The organism is Streptomyces sp. NPDC046915 (assembly GCF_040644935.1).
Lineage (GTDB): Bacteria > Actinomycetota > Actinomycetes > Streptomycetales > Streptomycetaceae > Streptomyces.
Window position 1 is genome coordinate 404,678 of the sequence record NZ_JBEYXB010000007.1, and the last position, 17,415, is coordinate 422,092.

Genomic DNA, 17,415 nt, shown 5'->3' on the forward strand with positions numbered 1-17,415 from the left:
CGTTCACACCCCGGCCGCGCGCGCCTTCGCGTAGACCTCCGCGGCGACGTCCTTGAGCTCCTGGGCGTCCCGCGGGGTGATCTGGAGGTCGATCAGGATCTCGTCCAGTCCGATCGCGGCGTGCGCGCGGAGATCCTCGACGATCTGGTCGGTGCTGCCCCGGAAGGGGCGGCGGTCGTCACCGTCGTACGGCTCGGGCGTGTACACCGCGTTGACCCTGAGGACCGTCTGGATCGGCTCCTTCCGGCCGCGCTCGGCCGCCAGATCCCGCAGTTCGTCCCACTGCGCGGCGGTACGCCGGACGCCCGTCCCCACCGGCATCCAGCCGTCGGCGCGGTCGACCAGGCGGCGTCGTGCCTTCCGGCTGCTCGCGGGCAGCAGGATCGGGATCGGCCGGGCGGGCTTGGGGCCGATCACGGCCGAGGCGATCTTCGTGATGTCGCCCTCGTAGTGGACCGGGTCCGGGCCCCAGACCGCCCGGCACACGTCGATCACCTCGTCCAGGACCCGGCCGCGCTGCTCGAAGGGCCGGACGGCACAGGCCGCGTACTCGTCCAGGGACCAGCCGGTGCCGAGGCCCGCGACGACCCTGCCGCCGCTGGCCGCGTCCAGGGAGGCGAGGGTCCTGGCCAGCTGGAAGGGCATGCGCAGCGGCGCGACCAGCACGCTGGTGCCCAGCCGGACCCGTTCGGTGGCCGCCGCCGCGAGGGTGAGGGTGACCAGTGGTTCGGCCACGCCCCGGTAGTCGTCGGGCCAGGCGAGGCCGGGGATGTCGTACAGGCCCTGGGTGGCGGGTTCCGCGAACAGCGCCCGTTCGTACACCCACAGGCTGTCGTACCCGATGCGCTCGGCGGTGCGTGCCACATCGGGCACGTCCCTGCCGAGGTCGTACTGCCGGTTCTGCGGAAGGCCGAGGCCGAGCCGGGTCGCCATGTGCCGTGTGTTCCTTCCGGCCGGTGTCAGTCCGCGAGCGGCGTGAGCAGCATGCGGCCGGCGAAGCCGACGGCCGCGTCCAGGCGGTCGGTGAACTCCTCGGCCAGGTCCTCGAACCGGCGTAGCGCCCACAGTGCCCGCGCGGTCGACCAGGTGGCCTCCCGGGCGCGCTCCAGGCTCCAGGCGCCCAGCAGATGGGTGAGCGGGTCGGCGATCTGGAGCAGGTCGGGGCCCGGCATCAGATCCTCGCGGATGCGCTCCTCCAGCGCCACGAGGAGGTCTCCGACGCGGTCGAACTCGTCCTCCAGGTCGGCCGGTTCGCAGCCGAGGGCACGGCAGGTGTCCACGACGGCCAGCGCCAGGTCGTGCCCGATGTGCGCGTTGATGCCCGCGAGGGCGAACTGAAGCGGTCGTACGCCGGGGTGGCGGCGGAGCTGGAACAGTGGCCGCCAGCAGGCCGGCGGACGGTGGTCGTCCGCCACCGCGTCGACCGCGGCCAGATACCGCTCGGCGAACCGCACGTCCAGCGCGGTCGCCGCCCGCGCGTCCGCGAACGCCCCGGCGTGCAGGCGTCGTTCGACCTCCTCGGTGACGGCCAGATAGACGCGGTTGAACACCGCGATCCCGTCGCCCGCGGGCAGGGTGCCGTCCAGAGCGCGCATACGGGAGACGACGGCCTCGACGGAGGGGGTGAGGTGTTTCGACTGCGCCATGGGGGAAGCGTCCCAGCCCCCGGCCGGCGGCGGAGCCGACGGGCCCGGTGCTTCCCCGGAACGGGGGAACCCGGGCCCGTCCGGGGGAGACGGGAGGGATCCCCCTGTCAGGCTTGCGCGCCCGGCGTCCGGCCAGGGCTCCTCAGGACTCCGGCTCGGTGCGGGCCGCCGTTTCCTCGTCGTAGGACGACGTGCCCTCGTCCAGCAGCGGCTCCTGCGGCTTGAGGTGGGCGGGGGCGAAGACGCGCAGGGCGTGGTAGCCGGTGATGGTGACCAGCGTGCCGAGGGCGATGCCGCTGAGCGAGAAGGTGTCGGTGAACTTCATGGTCACGTTGCCGACGCCGATGATGATGCCCGCGGCGGCCGGGACGAGGTTGAGCGGATTGCGCAGGTCGACCCCGGCATTGGTCCAGATCTGGGCACCGAGCAGGCCGATCATGCCGTACAGGATGACGGTGATGCCGCCGAGCACACCGCCCGGGATCGCGGCCACGACCGCGCCGAACTTCGGGCAGACACCGAAGAGCACCGCGAAGCCCGCGGCGGCCCAGTACGCGGCCGTCGAGTAGACCCGGGTCGCGGCCATCACGCCGATGTTCTCGGAGTACGTGGTGTTCGGCGGGCCGCCCACGGCGGTGGACAGCATCGACGCGACGCCGTCGGCCGAGATCGCCGTGCCCAGCTTGTCGTCCAGCCGATGGCCGGTCATCTCGCCGACCGCCTTGACGTGCCCGGCGTTCTCCGCGACCAGGGCGATGACGACCGGCAGGGCGACGAGGATCGCCGACCACTGGAAGGACGGGCCGTGGAACGACGGCAGCCCGACCCAGTCGGCCCTGCCGACCCCGGAGAGGTCGAGGCGCCAGTGGTCGGTGACCTTGCCGCTCGCGTCCACCGAGTGGATCTTGCCGAAGAGCCGGTCGCAGGCCCAGGAGAAGCCGTAGCCGAAGACCAGGCCCAGGAAGATCGCGACTCGGGACCAGAAGCCGCGCAGACCGACGACGGCCAGACCGGTGAAGAGCATCACCAGCAGGGCGGTCCACTGGTCCTGCGGCCAGTAGGTGGAGGCGGTCACCGGGGCGAGGTTGAAGCCGATCAGCATGACGACCGCGCCGGTGACGATCGGCGGCATCGTGACGTGGATGATCCGCGCCCCGAAGCGCTGCACCGCAAGCCCCGCCAGGAACAGCACCACGCCGACGACGAAGACCGCGCCGGTCACGGTCGCGCTCGTGCCCCCCTGGGCCCGGATCACCGCGGCCACGCCCACGAAGGACAGCGAGCAGCCGAGATAGCTCGGCACCCGGCCGCGCGTGGCGAGCAGGAAGATCACGGTAGCGACGCCGGACATCATGATCGCCAGGTTGGGGTCGAGGCCCATCAGCACGGGGGCGACGAAGGACGCCCCGAACATCGCGACCACGTGCTGGGCGCCGAGGCCCACCGTGCGCGGCCAGGACAGCCGCTCGTCGGGGCGTACGACCGCTCCGGGTACGGGTGTGCGCCCGTCTCCGTGCAGCTTCCAGCGGACGCCGAGGTCCATGGTGAGGCTTCGCTTTCCTAGTACGTGAAGTCGGTCCGGACCATTGTCACGGGTAGCTGGCGGTTCTACGCTCGCACGGTCCTACTCATGAACTGCGTTCATATTTCTGATCGGAGTGCCTTGATGAGTGGAAGATCCGGATCCCGTGCGGCCGTGCTGCTGGCGGCCGCGGCGACCTTCACCGCCGTGCTCGTACCCGTCGCCCACGCGGCACCCGGGACACCCCGAACGGCGGTCCTCGACGGCGCGCGCCTCCAGCAGACCCGCGCCCGCCTGGACCATGGCGATCCACGACTCGGGCGGGCGCTCAAGGCCCTGACCGCCCGCGCCGACGCCTGGCTCGGCCAGGGGCCGTGGACGGTCGTCGACAAGCCGAAGCCGGCGCCCGGCGGCGACGTCCACGACTATCTGAGCCAGGCCCCGTACTGGTGGCCCACCACGGCCCCCACCGCCGACAACCCCTGGGGCTGCCCCTACGTCCAGCGCGACGGACAGCGGAACCCGGAGGTCGACAGCGGCACGGACCGGCAGGACGTCGAGAAGGTCTTCGACTCCACGTACGACCTCTCCCTCGCCTGGTACTACACCGGCAGGCGGAGCTACGCCGAGAAGGCCGGGCAGATCCTGCGCACCTGGTTCCTCGACCCGGCCACCCGGATGAACCCGAACCTGAACCACGCCCAGTTCATCCCGTGCAAGTACGACGGCCGGGCCATCGGCATCATCGACTTCTCGCAGTCCTACACCAGCGTCCTCGACGCGCAGGCGATCCTCGCCACGGGCGCCCCCGGCTGGAGTGCGAAGGACCGGACCGCCATGGGGAAGTGGAACGTCGACTTCCGTGACTGGCTGAAGAACAGCGACTTCGGCGCGCAGGAGGGGGCCGCCGCCAACAACCACGGCACCTTCTACGACATGCAGCTCGCCGCCCTCGCGTACGCGACCGGCGACAAGGCCCTGGCGCGCCGGACCGTCCTCGACGCGCGCGCCAAGCGGATCGACCCGCAGATCGCCGCCGACGGCAGCCAGCCGCAGGAGCTCGCGCGCACCCGGAGCTGGCACTACTCGACCTTCGACCTGGTCGCCTACACCCGGCTCGCCGCCATCGGACGCCACGTCGGCGTGAATCTGTGGACCTACCGGGGACCCGAGGGGCAGGGCCTGGTCAAGGCGGTCGACTACCTCCTCCCCGCCGCCACCGGGGCCGCCGCCTGGACACACCCCGAACTGGAGTTTTACCGGTACGCGGCGAGCGACGTCGTGCACGCAGCCGCCGACGCCGGGGACAAGGCGGCCCAGAAGGCCGTGCCCGAGCTCCAGGCACCGCCCGGCGGCGACCTCTGGGCGCTGCGGCCCGCCGCCGAGCAGCTGGACTCGATAGCGGGCTGACCGCCCCGGACGGGGCTGCTGAGCGCTCGCTTAGGATGGGGTCACCCCGTCCAGCCACACTCAGGAGCCCCACCCGTGACCGCCGAAGCCCCACCCGTCCCCGCCCTGTCGTACGGCCGGCTGATCCCCGTCACCGTCCACCTCGACGACCTGGACGCGCTCGGGCTGCTGCACAACGCCCGGTACCCGCTGCTGGCCGAGCGCGCCTGGACCGAGCTGTGGCAGGCCCACGGCGTCCGCTTCGACGGGGACTGGGCGGCCGCCGGGGACGCCTGCAACGCCGTCAAGGAGCTGCGGATCACCTACGAGGCGCCGGTGACCAGCCCGGGCACCTACGCCGTCCACCTCTGGCTGGAGCGGCTCGGCACCACCGGACTGACCTACGGCTTCCGCTTCTGCTCGGCCGACGGGACGGTCACCTACGCGCACGGCACCCGTGTCCTGGTCCGGCTGGACGCGGCCACGCTGCGCCCCACCGCGTGGAGCGAGGGTTTCAGGGCTGTCGGTCGGGAACTGCTGCGACCCGCGCACTGACCTCCAGCGGGGTGCGCCGGCCGCCGCCCAGCACCCCCGCGAAGACGGTGAGGCCGCAGGCCAGCGCCGTCACCAGGCAGAACGACACCACCAGGCTGGTCGCCTGCGCCACCCCGCCGATCAGGCTGGGCGCGATCAGGCCCGATGTGTACGTGATGGTCGCCACGCCCGCGATCGCCTGGCTGGGGTTCGGGCCGCTGTGGCCGGCCGCGGCGAAGCACAGCGGGACGACGACCGCTATCCCGAGCCCCATCAGCGCGAACCCGGTCATCGCCACCGCCGGATGCCCCGCGACGACGATCAGCAGGCCGCCGAGGACGGCGAGGACGCCACCGGCGCGGACCGTGCGGACCGCCCCGAAGCGGTTCACCACCGCGTCCCCGGCGATCCGGGCCACCGCCATGGTCAGCATGAACCCGGTCGTCGAGGCCGCCGCCAGACCGGCCGAGCTGTCCAGCCGGTCGCGCAGGAAGACCGCCGACCAGTCGAGGCTCGCGCCCTCCGCGAACACCGCGCAGAAGCCCACCGCGCCGATCAGCAGTGCCGACCTGGGCGGCAGCGCGAACCTCGGCGGGGGCTCCTCGTCCTCGGCGGGCTGTACGTCCAGCACCCAGCCGCACGACAGCACGCCGAGCAGGGTGAGCGTGGCCGCCGCGAGCGCGAAGTGCAGACGGGCGTCCGAGCCGAGGTGTGCGGCGAGCGTGCCGGCGGCCGAACCGATCAGGGCGCCCGCACTCCACATGCCGTGCAGCCCGGACATGATCGACCTGCCCAGCAGGCGCTCCACCTCGACGCCGAGGGCGTTCATCGCGACGTCGGCCATGCCGGCGGTCGCGCCGTAGACGAACATCGCCAGGCACAGCGTGTACAGGTTCGGCGCGAGGGACGGCAGGACCAGGGCCAGCGTCCACAGCGCGATCAGGCCGCGCAGGGCCGTACGGCTGCCGAAGCGGTGGCTGATCCGGCCGGCCAGCGGCATCGAGCAGGAGGCACCGAACGCCGTGAAGGCGAGTGCGAACCCGAGCTGTCCCGTGCCCAGCGAGGTGTGGTCCTGGATCCATGGCACGCGGGTCGCGAAGGTGCCGGTGACGGCGCCGTGCACGGCGAAGACGGCCGCCACGGCGTACCGGGCGCGCCTGACCGTTCGCCGGTCCTCCTGCTCGGTGACAGCGCTGGTCACGTCACTCATGTTCCGGTCCCTCCCCGGTCGGGCGCACACCCCTCCATTGCACCGCCGTAAACTATCAGGGTCCCTGCCTGATAGATAGCGGCCTTCCACGCCGTCCGGTCCCGCGGATCTGGGAGGATTCCGGTCATGCCCGCATCACCGAGCACCGCACGGGCCATCAACGACCGGCTCGCCCTGCGGCTGCTTCAGCAGGAAGGCCCGCTGACGGCGGGGCAGTTGAAGCAGCTGACCGGACTGTCCCGGCCGACGGTCGCCGACCTCGTCGAACGCCTCACGGCCTCCGGCCTGATCACGGTGGTCGGGGAGTCGGGTGAACAGCGCCGGGGCCCGAACGCCCGGCTGTACGGCATCGTCGCCGACCGGGCCCACCTGGCGGCGCTCGACGTCCGCACCGAGAGCGTCTCCGTGCTGGTGTCCGACCTGCTCGGCCGGGTGCTCGCCGAGGCCTCCGTGCCGATCGGCGGGGACGCCCAGGCCGGACCCGCGGACGAGCAGGCCGTGGAGCAGGCGGTGGGGCTGGTGGAGCGGGCGGTGAAGGAGGCTGGGGCCGACCGGCTGCACACCGTCGGCATCGGCGCGCCCGGTCTGATCGACCCCGGTACGGGTGAACTGCGGGACTCGGCGGGCCTGCCCGGCTGGCACCGCAGCCTGGTCGCCGCGCTCCAGGAGCGCTTCCCGGACGCCCGCGTCAGCGTCGAGAACGAGACCAATCTCGCCGCGCTGGCCGAGCAGCGGGAGGGCGCCGCCCGGGACCGGGACACCTTCGTCCTGCTCTGGCTCGGCCACAGCCCCGGCGCGGCCGTCGTCCTCGACGGCACCCTCCGCCGGGGCGCCTCCGGCGGCACGGGCGAGATCGGCTTCCTGCCGGTCCCGGGCACGGCCGTGCTGCCCTCGGCGACCGACTGCTCGGGCGGCTTCCACTCCCTGGTCGGGGCGGCGGCCGTCGCCGAACTGGCGGGGGAGCACGGGCTGCCGGGGGCCGGCAAGGAGGTGGCGGGCGCGGCTCTCGCGGTACGGGAGGCGGCGGAGGCCGTGGGCCGGGACGGGCCTTCGGCGGCGGGCCCGTTCCTCGACGCCCTTGCCGGCCGCATCGCCCTCGGCGTCGCCTCCGTCGTGGCCGTCCTGGACCCGGGGTGCGTGGTCCTCGGCGGCGAGGTCGGCCAGGCCGGCGGCGAGGCGCTGGCCGCACGCGTGGCGGAACACATCGGCCGGATGTCCCCCATGCCCACCGAGGTACGGGCGAGCGGCCTGGGCGGCACGGCGGTGCTCCGCGGCGCCCTGCTGACGGCCCGTGAACGCGCCCAGGACGAACTGTTCGCACCGCCGGGCCGGTAGCCCGGCGGGCGCCGCCCGGCGGGCAGGGCCGAGCCCGCCCGGGCGCGGCCGCGGGAGGCCGGCCCTAGCCCGCCGAGCCGCCCCCGAACCGCCGCCCCAGGTACTCCTCGAACGTGCCCTTGCCCACCGCCCGCTGCGGTGTGAGGTGGCCGCCCTCGCGGAAGGCGTGGAAGGTCTTGCCGGGGAGCGGGAGGTGCACGGTGGGGCGTCGCCGGCCCGTCGCCCTCAGGTAGGCGCGGGCCAGCGAATGGAACGAGCGCACTTCGGGGCCACCCATGTCGGACACCCGCCCCGCCGGTGCCCCGGCCGCCAACTCGGCCAGGCGCGCGGCGACTTCCGCCACCTCGATCGGCTGGTCGGACACCCCGGAGGGGAGGAGCAGGACGGGCGACTTGGCCAGCGCCCCGAACACTTGCAGGAGCAGGTCGTGGAACTGCGTCGTCCGCAGCACGGTCCAGCCCAGACCCGACTCCTCGACCAGCCGCTCGACGGCGAGCTTCGCCTTGTAGTAGCCGAGCGGCACCCGGTCGACACCCACGATGGAGATGTAGACCAGATGGCCCACCCCCGCCCGCCGGGCCGCCGCGATCAGGTTCTCCGCCGCCCGCTCGTCACCCCCGCGCGGCGTGCTCGCGCAGTGCACGACGGTGTCGACGCCCGCCACGGCCGCGTCCAGTCCCGGGCCGCCCGCACGCAGATCGACGGCGTACGGCTGGGCGCGGCGGCTGAGTACCCGCACCTCGTGCCCGTCCGCCCGCAGCCGCTCCGTGAGGAGCCGGCCAAGGGTTCCGGTACCGCCGGTCACCAGGATCGTGGTCATGCTGTCTTCCGTCCCTCCGGACACCGGACGCCCCCGGACGGGGCGCCCCTCACCAGCTGAGACCACGCGACCCCCGTGCGATGTGACAGCCCGCGGCGGCTCTCTTCACGAGCGCGTCAGCTGACGCCCCACGAAGTCCAGCTTGTCCGGGTTCACCACGGCCCGCACCTGAGTGATCAGCCCGTCGCGGAACTCGAAGGAGACGGTGCCGATCAGCAGGCCACCCGCCCACGCGGCCAGCGCGCTGTCGCCGTTGACCTCGGCCACCGTGAAGTCCGTGCCCGCCGGGAACCGCCGGCTGATGCCGGCCAGGAAGCGGAGGACCTTCTCCCGCCCCTCGATCGGCCGCAGGGCGGCCGTGACCTTGCCGCCCCCGTCGCTCCACCAGGTCACATCGGTCGCCAGCAGCTTCTCCAGCCCGGCCAGATCGCCGTCGCGGGCCGCGGCGACGAACGAGGTGACCAGTTCGTCCCGCCGCTCGGGCGAGGGCTGGAAGCGGCCCTCCGGCACCGCCACCCGGTGCGCCGCCCGCCGGTAGAGCTGGCGGCAGTTGGCCTCGGTCAGATCCAGCACGCCGGCGATCTCCCGGTGCCCGTACCCGAACGCCTCCCGCAGCACGTACACCGCCCGCTCGGTCGGTGTCAGCCGTTCCAGCAGGACCATCAGCGCCATCGACAGATCGTCCCGCCGCTCCGCGGACTCCATCGGTCCCAGCGTGCCGTCGGAGGTGGCCACCGGCTCCGGCAGCCAGGGGCCGACGTACTGCTCGCGACGGGCCCGGGCCGAGGTGAGCCTGGTGAGGCAGAGATTGGTGACGACCTTGGCCAGCCAGGCCGCCGGATGCCCGATGTCCGCGCGGTCGGCACGGCTGTAGCGCAGATAGGCGTCCTGGACCGTGTCCTCGGCCTCCTCGGCCGAGCCGAGCATCCGGTAGGCCAGGCCGAACAGTCGCGGGCGGTGGGCTTCGAACACGTCGGTGAACGATGCGGTCATACGGTCACCCTGCCAGAGCGCGACCCGGCGGCGGGCAAGGGCCGTCGTCACCACCGCCGGGCCCGACCGCACCCTAAAAGGACTAGACCAGAGCGTCAATAGTATGGACCAATCAGGCGATCCGAGGGCCTGTGAGCCACTCCACATCGATCACCCGCATGGGTGACGGTCGGGCGTGGCACACTGGCCCTGTACCAGAAGCAGCGCACTCCGGGGTCGGTGAAAGTCCGAACCGGCGGTTACAGTCCGCGACCCGGTCGCTTCCAGCGGCCGGTTGACCAGGTGAAATTCCTGGACCGACGGTTAAAGTCCGGATGGGAGGCAGTGCGCGGCGGGCGGGCATGCACGTGTGCGCGCCGCCGTCTGGGCTCGTCCGTCACGGGCGGGTCCCGTCCGGCGTAGGCGTTCCCGGTGTGCTCGACCGTTCATTCTGTCGTCATCGACAGCCCCGGAGTCCGTGCCCGAATGAGGCAGGAGGACCCGGGAAGTGTTCACCGGAATCGTCGAAGAGCTGGGTGAGGTCACCGCCGTCGAGAACCTCGGCGACGCCTCCCGTTTCCGGCTGCGCGGCCCCGTCGTCACCGAGGGTGCGAAGCACGGCGACTCCATCGCCGTCAACGGAGTCTGTCTCACCGTCGTCGACCACGAGGGCGACGAGTTCACCGCCGACGTGATGGCCGAGACCCTCGACCGGTCCAGCCTGGGCGCCCTCTCCGCCGGCTCCCGGGTGAACCTCGAACGCCCCACCGCGGTGGGTGCCCGCCTCGGCGGCCACATCGTGCAGGGGCACGTCGACGGCACCGGGCAGGTCCTGGAGCGCAAGCCCTCCGACAACTGGGAGATCATCAAGATCTCGCTCCCCGCGGACCTTTCGCGCTACGTCGTGGAGAAGGGCTCCATCACCGTCGACGGCATCAGCCTCACCGTCGTGGACGCCGGCCCGGACTACTTCACCGTCAGCCTCATCCCCACCACACTCGCCCTGACCACGCTCGGCCTCAAGCAGCCCGGCGACCCGGTCAACCTCGAGGTCGACATCGTCGCCAAGTACGTAGAGCGGCTGCTGGCGGCGGGTCAGGGGGCCGGACGGTGAACGGGCTGAACTCCGAGGCGTTCACCCTCCTCGACCAGCACATCCTCTGGTCGGACATGATCGGCAACATCCTCGGCCTGATCACCCTGGCACTCGGCTGGCGACGCTCGCTGTGGACCTGGCCGGTCCAGTTCCTGTCCGGTCTCGTCCTCTTCGGAGCCTTCTACGGCCACCTGACCGGCAGCGCCGGCAAGCAGGCCGTGGTCATGGCGGTCGCCCTGTACGGCTGGTGGCAGTGGAACCGCAACAAGGGCCGGGCCGAGGACGGCGGCGACGGCCACATCGTCCCGCGCTTCGCCACCTGGCCCGAGCGCGCCACCATGCTCGGCGCCGCCGCCGTCGGCACGGTCGCCGTCGCCCTGCTCTTCAAGGCCTACCCGTCCCTGTCCTGGGACCCCTGGCCGGACGCCTACATCTTCGTCGGCACCATCGTCGCCATGTACGCCCAGGCGCGCGGCATGGTCGAGTTCTGGTTCGCCTGGCTCCTCGTGGACCTCGTCGGCGTCCCCCTGAACTTCGCCAACGGCTACGCCTTCTCCGGCTTCGTCTACGTCATCTACGGCGCGCTCGTCCTGTGGGGCATGCGCGACTGGTGGCTGCGCTCCCGCCAGGGCTCGCGGCCCGCTCTGGAAGGAGCACCCGCATGACCGCCCACCCGTCGCCCGCCACCACCCTGACCGAGGCGCTTCGCGCCGCCCCTTCGATCCCACCGATCCTGTACAGCACGGACGGCTTCGAGGACTTCGCGCTCGACCCCGTCGAACAGGCCATCGCCGACATCGCGGCCGGGCGTCCGGTCGTGGTCGTCGACGACGAGGACCGGGAGAACGAGGGCGACCTCGTCATCGCCGCCGAGAAGGCGACGCCCGAGATCGTCGCCTTCATGATGAGCGAGTGCCGCGGACTGATCTGCGCCCCCATGGAGGGCGAGGAGCTGGACCGGCTGAAGCTCCCCCAGATGGTCGAGGACAACACCGAGTCGATGAAGACGGCGTTCACCGTCTCCGTGGACGCCTCCGCCGCGCACGGCGTGACCACCGGCATCTCCGCCTCCGACCGGGCGACCACGCTCCAGCTGCTGGCGAGCGGCGACGCCGGACCCACCGACTTCGTCCGCCCCGGCCACGTCTTCCCGCTGCGCGCCAGGCCCGGCGGCGTCCTGGTCCGCGACGGCCACACCGAGGCCGCCGTCGACCTCGCCCGGCTCGCGGGGCTCCGCCCGGCCGGCGCCATCGTCGAGATCGCCGGCGAGGACGGCCGTATGCTCCGGCTGCCCGAGCTGATCCCGTTCGCCCGCAAGCACGGCCTGACGATCATCTCCATCGAGGACCTGATCACCTACCGCCGTGCCTCCGAGCCCACCGTCCGGCGCGAGGCCGAGACCCGGCTGCCCACCGCCCACGGCACCTTCACCGCGTACGGCTACCGCTCCGCCGTCGACGGCGTCGAGCACGTCGCCCTGGTCCACGGCGACATCGGCGACGGCGAGGACGTCCTGGTCCGGATCCACTCCGAATGCCTCACCGGCGACGTGTTCGGCTCCCTGCGCTGCGACTGCGGTCCCCAGCTGGACGCCTCGCTCGAGCGGATCCAGGCCGAGGGCCGCGGAGTCGTGGTCTACCTGCGCGGACACGAGGGCCGCGGTATCGGTCTGCTGTCCAAGCTGCGCGCGTACGAGCTCCAGGAGCAGGGGCACGACACCCTCGACGCCAACCTCGAACTCGGCCTGCCCGCCGACGCCCGCGACTACGGCGCCGGCGCGCAGATCCTGACGGACCTCGGCGTCCGCAGCCTGCGCCTGATGACCAACAACCCCGAGAAGACCGAGGCGCTGCTGCGCCACGGCCTCAAGGTCACCGGCCGCGAGCCGATGCCCGTACAGGCGGGCGAACACAACCTCCGGTACCTGCGCACCAAGCGGGACCGGATGGGACACGACCTGCCCTGGCTGGACACGCCCGCCGTGCCGGCCTCCGCGGCAGCGACAGCATCCGTGGCCGCGGCCACCTGCGGCAACCAGTAAGAGAAAGCACTTAGGAGAGACGTGAGCGGCAAGGGTGCACCGGAACTGTCCGTACGCAACGCGAGCGACCTCAGGGTCGCGGTCATCGCGGCGCAGTGGCACGACAAGGTGATGGACGGTCTGGTCGACGGCGCCCTGCGCGCCCTCGGTGAGCTGGGGATCGACGAGCCCACGCTGATCCGGGTCCCCGGCAGCTTCGAGCTCCCGGTGGCCGCGAAGGTCCTGGCCGGACGCGGCTACGACGCGGTCGTCGCCCTCGGTGTCGTCATCCGCGGCGGCACCCCCCACTTCGACTATGTGTGCCAGGGCGTCACCCAGGGCCTCACCCAGGTCTCCATCGAGACCGGCGTCCCCGTCGGCTTCGGCGTGCTGACCTGCGACACCGAGGAGCAGGCGCTGGACCGGGCCGGACTCGCGGGCTCGAACGAGGACAAGGGGCACGAGGCCGTGACCGCCGCGGTGGCGACCGCGGTCACGCTTCGCTCAGTATCTGAACCGTGGCACTAGGTCGTGCGGCACACCGCGTAGAGTGGGCGCCACCATGTCCAAGAAGACGTTCGAGGAGCTCTTCACCGAGCTCCAGCACAAGGCCGCCCACGGCGACCCCGCCACCTCCCGCACCGCAGAGCTGGTCGGCAAGGGGGTCCATGCCATCGGCAAGAAGGTCGTCGAGGAGGCCGCCGAGGTCTGGATGGCCGCCGAGTACGAGGGCAAGGAGGCGGCCGCCGAGGAGATCTCGCAGCTGCTCTACCACGTCCAGGTGATGATGGTCGCCCGCGGGATCTCCCTGGACGACGTCTACGCCCACCTCTGAGCCGTACCGCACGCCCGTCCGAACATCTGCCCGAGCAGAACGAGCAAAGGAAGCCGACCTCATGCTGCGCATCGCCGTCCCCAACAAGGGTTCACTGTCCGGCCCTGCGGCGGAGATGCTGCATGAGGCCGGCTACCAGCAGCGCCGCGAGTCCAAGGAGCTGCGGATCGTCGACCCGGAGAACGAGGTCGAGTTCTTCTACCTCCGCCCCCGCGACATCGCGATCTACGTCTCCTCCGGCCGCCTCGACATCGGCATCACCGGCCGCGACCTGCTGATCGACTCCGGCGCCAACGCCGAGGAGATCCTCCCGCTCGGCTTCGCCCGCTCCACCTTCCGCTTCGCCGCCAAGCCGGGCACCGCGAACGGCATCGAGGACCTGACGGGCAGGACGGTCGCCACCTCCTACGAGGGCATCGTCGCCAAGCACCTCGCCGACAGCGGCGTCGACGCCTCCGTCGTCCACCTCGACGGTGCCGTGGAGACCGCGATCGAGCTGGGCGTGGCCGAGGTCATCGCGGACGTCGTCGAGACGGGCACCAGCCTGCGCAACGCGGGCCTCGGGGTCTTCGGCGAGCCGATCATGAAGTCCGAGGCGATCGTCATCCGCCGGGCCGGCGCCGACACCGAAGAGCCCAAGGTGCAGCAGTTCCTGCGCCGCCTCCAGGGCGTCCTGGTGGCGCGGACGTACGTGATGATGGACTACGACTGCCGCGTCGAGCAGCTCGAGAAGGCCGTCGCGCTCACGCCGGGCCTGGAGTCCCCGACCGTCTCCCCGCTGCACAACGAGGGCTGGGTCGCCGTCCGCGCCATGGTCCCGGCCAAGGAGGCCCAGCGGATCATGGACGACCTGTACGAGATCGGTGCCCGGGCCATCCTGACCACCGCGATCCACGCCTGCCGCCTCTGAACGGCAGGAGAGGCAAGCAGGGGTAGAGCAGAGATGTCCGACCTTCCCGATCTTCCCGTCACCTTCCGGCCGGGGCACACCCGCGTGATCCTGCTCACCGCGGGACTGGCGATCTTCGTGGTGATCTCGGGGATCGCGATGCTGCTGGAGCACCTCGGTCCGGGGGAGCGGCTCAGCTTCGTCCTCACCGGCGCGCTCATCTTCGGCGCGCTGGCCCAGCTCGCCCGGGTGAAGGTCGTCGCCGACGACACCGGCGTCACCGTGGTCAACATCGCCAGTAAACGGCGCCTGGACTGGGCGGAAATCCTCCAGGTGAACCTCCGTCCGGGCGATCCCTGGGTGTTCCTCGACCTCAGCGACGGCACCAGCCTGCCCGCCCTCGGCATCCAGCCGGGCATCGCCAAGCAGCGCGCCATCGCCGACGCGCGCACCCTCCGGGCACTCGCCGAGGCCCGCTCGACGGCCCGCGCCACGGAAGATCAGGGCTGACTGGGGGAGCTCGACCCTGCCGTATCGGCCCGTGTCTTGATTAATCTGGTGACGGAGGCGTTTTTCGCTGCGCCTCCACCCCTGCGTGCCGCCTGGTGCACAGGGGTTCCTGCTACCCGAGGAGTGACTCCCTCCGGCGATGGACGGATCGTCCTGTAGTACCTGCGCCGCCCCCTCCCGACATACCGGGGAGGCGGCGGCATCATGACCACCCCCCTGCTGCTCCTCGGAGCGGCGTTCCTGCTGATTCTCGCGAACGGGTTCTTCGTCGCGGCCGAGTTCGGTCTGGTGACGGTCGAACGCCCCGACGCGGAGAAGGCCGCCGCCGACGGCGACAGACGCGCCCGTACGGTCGTGGAGTCGCTCAAGGAGCTGTCCTTCCAGCTCTCCGGCACCCAGCTCGGCATCACCATCACCTCCCTCGTCGTCGGCATGCTCGCCGAACCGGCCCTGGCGTCGCTGCTGCACGGCCCGTTCGCGGCGGTCGGCATCCCCGGGGGCGCCGTCTCCGGTGTCGCCGTGGTCGTCGGCATGCTGCTCGCCTCGGCGATCCAGATGGTGATCGGCGAACTGGTGCCCAAGAACTGGGCGGTGTCCAAGCCGTTGCAGGTCGCGCGGTTCGTGGCGGGCCCGCAGCACCGCTTCGCCCGCCTGTTCCGCCCGGTGATCGCCGCGCTCAACACGGTCGCCAACCGGCTGGTACGGGCCCTGGGCGTCGAGCCCGCCGCGGAGCTGGCCTCCGCCCGCACCCCCGGCGAACTCGTCTCCCTCGCCCGCCACTCCGCCCAGGCCGGCGCCCTGGAGCAGGACACCGCCGATCTGTTCGTGCGCACGCTGTCGCTGGGCGAGCTGACCGCGCAGCACGTCATGACCCCGCGCGTGAAGGTCAGCTCCCTGCAGTCCTCGGCCACCGCCGAGGACGTGGTCAACCTCACCCGCGCCACCGGCCTGTCCCGCTTCCCCGTCTACCGGGAGAAGATCGACGAGATCGTCGGCATGGCCCACCTCAAGGACGCGCTGGCCGTCCCCGTGCACGACCGGCTGCGCACGCCCGTCGGCAGCATCGCCCGCCCGGCGCTGCTCGTCCCCGAGACGCTGCCCGTCCAGCCCCTGCTGGCCCGGCTGCGCAGCGAACAGCCCATCGCGGTCGTCGTCGACGAGTACGGCGGCACCGCGGGCGTGGTGACGCTGGAGGACATCGTCGAGGAACTCGTCGGTGAGGTCCGCGACGAGCACGACGGCCAGCTGGTGCCGCAGCTCGCCGCCGCCCCGCCCGAGGACGGCAAACCCGCCTGGGACGTCGACGGCAGCTGTCGCGTGGACATCCTCCAGCGCATAGGCCTCGACGTGCCCGAGGGCCCGTACGAGACCGTCGCCGGCCTGGTCGCCGACCTGCTCGGCCGCATTCCGGCCCCCGGCGACAAGGCGGAACTGCCCGGCTGGCGGCTCTCCGTGCGCCGGGTCGGCCACTACCGTGCCGAGCGGGTCCGCCTGGTGCGCACGGCCCCCGCGGTGAACGTCATGGAGGCCGTCCGATGAGCGTCCTGCAACTGGTCTTCGCCGGGCTGCTCGTGCTCGCCAACGGCTTCTTCGTCGGCGCCGAGTTCGCCCTGGTCTCCGTCCGCCGCAGCCAGATCGAGCCGCTCGGCACCGCCCGGGCCCGGCAGGTGCTGTACGGCCTGGAGCGGCTGCCGCAGATGATGGCCGCCGCCCAGTTCGGCATCACCGTCTGCTCGCTGACCCTGGGCGCGGTCGCCGAACCGACGGTGGCACACCTGCTCGAGCCGGTGTTCGAGTGGATCCAGCTGCCGGAGGGGATGATCCACCCGCTCGGGTACGTCATCGCCCTCGCCGCCGTGGTCTTCTTCCACCTCGTCATCGGCGAGATGGTCCCGAAGAACCTCGCGATGGCCGCCCCGGAGAAGGTCGCGCTGTGGCTCAGCCCCGGTCTGGTCGCCTTCGCCCGTCTGTGCCGGCCCATCACGGTGGCCCTCGGCGCCTGCGCCCAGGGCATCCTGCGGCTCTTCCGGGTCGAGCCCAAGGACGAGGTCGAGGCCGTCGTCACCAGCGAGCAGCTCAACCGGCTGCTGGAGGACTCCGGCCAGGCGGGCCTTCTCGACCCCGAGGAGCGGGAGCGCCTGGAGGACGCGCTGGAACTGGGCTCGCGCCCGGTCACCGATGTGCTGCTGGGGCGCGAGTCGCTGGTGACGGTGAATCCTTCGGTCACTCCTGGACAGATCGTCGAGCTGACCGCGCGCACCGGGTACTCCCGTTTCCCGGTCGCGGCGGAGACCGGCGCCTTCATGGGCTACCTGCACGTGAAGGACGTACTCGACCTGGAGGAGTCGGACCGGGCCGTGCCGCAGCACATCTGGCACCCGATGACGACCCTGCGGGCCGAGCTGCCGCTCGACGACGCGCTCACGGTGATGCGGCGCGCGGCCACCCACCTGGCCCAGGTGGCGGACGCCTCCGGCAAGGTGCTCGGCCTGGTCACGCTGGAGGACGTGCTGGAGCTGCTGGTCGGTGAGGTACGCGACCCGGCCCACCGGGAAGCCCCGCATCCCCGGGTGAGCGAGCCACGGGCGAGCGACGAGCCGGAAGAGGCTCTGGCGAGCTGACGGTGCCCGGTGCTGG

The 17,415-nt window shown here is 72.0% G+C and carries 18 protein-coding genes and 1 riboswitch; of the genes, 12 read left to right on the forward strand and 6 right to left on the reverse strand.

Going from position 1 to position 17,415, the window contains the following annotated elements; all coding sequences use genetic code 11:
- Positions 1–3 precede the first annotated feature (3 nt).
- From ABZ915_RS20900 to ABZ915_RS20910, 3 genes are all read right to left on the reverse strand, one after another.
- Positions 4–933: an LLM class F420-dependent oxidoreductase gene (locus ABZ915_RS20900; RefSeq protein ID WP_361804896.1), complete on the reverse strand. Its 930-nt coding sequence runs from the start codon at positions 931–933 to the stop codon at positions 4–6.
- 26 nt (positions 934–959) lie between these two features.
- The gene (locus ABZ915_RS20905; RefSeq protein WP_361804899.1) at positions 960–1,646 is read right to left on the reverse strand and encodes a DUF5995 family protein; all 687 of its coding nucleotides are present in this window, start codon (positions 1,644–1,646) and stop codon (positions 960–962) included.
- 142 nt (positions 1,647–1,788) lie between these two features.
- Positions 1,789–3,189: a solute carrier family 23 protein gene (locus ABZ915_RS20910; RefSeq protein ID WP_361804902.1), complete on the reverse strand. Its 1,401-nt coding sequence runs from the start codon at positions 3,187–3,189 to the stop codon at positions 1,789–1,791.
- 123 nt (positions 3,190–3,312) lie between these two features.
- Here ABZ915_RS20910 and ABZ915_RS20915 point away from each other — a divergent pair, with 123 nt between their 5' ends.
- Together ABZ915_RS20915 and ABZ915_RS20920 are read left to right on the forward strand one after the other, a co-directional pair.
- Positions 3,313–4,578, forward strand: coding sequence for an alginate lyase family protein (locus tag ABZ915_RS20915; RefSeq protein ID WP_361804905.1), 1,266 nt, complete (start codon positions 3,313–3,315; stop codon positions 4,576–4,578).
- Between the two features lie 75 nt (positions 4,579–4,653).
- Positions 4,654–5,112, forward strand: coding sequence for an acyl-CoA thioesterase (locus ABZ915_RS20920; protein ID WP_361804908.1), 459 nt, complete (start codon positions 4,654–4,656; stop codon positions 5,110–5,112).
- Here the strand turns inward: ABZ915_RS20920 and ABZ915_RS20925 are convergent.
- A complete protein-coding gene (locus ABZ915_RS20925; RefSeq protein ID WP_361804911.1) occupies positions 5,072–6,301 on the reverse strand; it encodes an MFS transporter in 1,230 nt (409 codons plus the stop codon). The genes ABZ915_RS20920 and ABZ915_RS20925 overlap by 41 nt on opposite strands.
- A gap of 126 nt (positions 6,302–6,427) precedes the next feature.
- Here ABZ915_RS20925 and ABZ915_RS20930 point away from each other — a divergent pair, with 126 nt between their 5' ends.
- Positions 6,428–7,636 (forward strand): ROK family transcriptional regulator, encoded by a 1,209-nt coding sequence (locus tag ABZ915_RS20930; protein WP_361804914.1) that lies wholly within the window; start codon positions 6,428–6,430, stop codon positions 7,634–7,636.
- A gap of 64 nt (positions 7,637–7,700) precedes the next feature.
- Here the strand turns inward: ABZ915_RS20930 and ABZ915_RS20935 are convergent, their stop codons facing one another.
- Both ABZ915_RS20935 and ABZ915_RS20940 read right to left on the reverse strand, forming a co-directional pair.
- The gene (locus ABZ915_RS20935; RefSeq protein ID WP_361804917.1) at positions 7,701–8,456 is read right to left on the reverse strand and encodes an NAD(P)H-binding protein; all 756 of its coding nucleotides are present in this window, start codon (positions 8,454–8,456) and stop codon (positions 7,701–7,703) included.
- A 105-nt stretch (positions 8,457–8,561) separates the two neighbouring features.
- Entirely contained in the window at positions 8,562–9,449 is an 888-nt protein-coding gene (locus tag ABZ915_RS20940; RefSeq protein WP_361804920.1) for an RNA polymerase sigma-70 factor, read from the reverse strand.
- A gap of 201 nt (positions 9,450–9,650) precedes the next feature.
- A riboswitch (FMN riboswitch) is annotated at positions 9,651–9,781 on the forward strand.
- 155 nt (positions 9,782–9,936) lie between these two features.
- On the opposite strand from ABZ915_RS20940, the gene ABZ915_RS20945 reads away from it, so the two are divergent.
- The 9 genes from ABZ915_RS20945 (at position 9,937) to ABZ915_RS20985 (ending at position 17,399) form a co-directional block, all read left to right on the forward strand.
- Entirely contained in the window at positions 9,937–10,542 is a 606-nt protein-coding gene (locus tag ABZ915_RS20945) for a riboflavin synthase (RefSeq protein WP_361804923.1), read from the forward strand.
- Entirely contained in the window at positions 10,539–11,189 is a 651-nt protein-coding gene (gene pnuC, locus ABZ915_RS20950; RefSeq protein WP_361804926.1) for a nicotinamide riboside transporter PnuC, read from the forward strand. Before ABZ915_RS20945 ends, pnuC begins: the two co-directional genes overlap by 4 nt.
- Positions 11,186–12,565, forward strand: a complete 1,380-nt coding sequence (locus ABZ915_RS20955; RefSeq protein WP_361804929.1) for a bifunctional 3,4-dihydroxy-2-butanone-4-phosphate synthase/GTP cyclohydrolase II — start codon at positions 11,186–11,188, stop codon at positions 12,563–12,565. The genes pnuC and ABZ915_RS20955 overlap by 4 nt, the downstream gene beginning before the upstream one ends.
- A gap of 21 nt (positions 12,566–12,586) precedes the next feature.
- Positions 12,587–13,072, forward strand: a complete 486-nt coding sequence (gene ribH / locus ABZ915_RS20960) for a 6,7-dimethyl-8-ribityllumazine synthase (RefSeq protein ID WP_361804932.1) — start codon at positions 12,587–12,589, stop codon at positions 13,070–13,072.
- Between the two features lie 34 nt (positions 13,073–13,106).
- Entirely contained in the window at positions 13,107–13,379 is a 273-nt protein-coding gene (locus tag ABZ915_RS20965) for a phosphoribosyl-ATP diphosphatase (RefSeq protein WP_007491392.1), read from the forward strand.
- Between the two features lie 61 nt (positions 13,380–13,440).
- Complete coding sequence (gene hisG / locus ABZ915_RS20970) at positions 13,441–14,289, forward strand: ATP phosphoribosyltransferase (RefSeq protein ID WP_361804935.1); 849 nt, start codon at positions 13,441–13,443, stop codon at positions 14,287–14,289.
- A gap of 33 nt (positions 14,290–14,322) precedes the next feature.
- Positions 14,323–14,778, forward strand: a complete 456-nt coding sequence (locus ABZ915_RS20975; protein ID WP_361804938.1) for a PH domain-containing protein — start codon at positions 14,323–14,325, stop codon at positions 14,776–14,778.
- A 204-nt stretch (positions 14,779–14,982) separates the two neighbouring features.
- A complete protein-coding gene (locus ABZ915_RS20980) occupies positions 14,983–16,317 on the forward strand; it encodes a hemolysin family protein (RefSeq protein ID WP_361804941.1) in 1,335 nt (444 codons plus the stop codon).
- On the forward strand, positions 16,314–17,399 hold the full coding sequence (locus ABZ915_RS20985; protein WP_361804944.1) for a hemolysin family protein: 1,086 nt from the start codon (positions 16,314–16,316) through the stop codon (positions 17,397–17,399). Before ABZ915_RS20980 ends, ABZ915_RS20985 begins: the two co-directional genes overlap by 4 nt.
- The last annotated feature ends 16 nt before the right edge of the window (positions 17,400–17,415 follow it).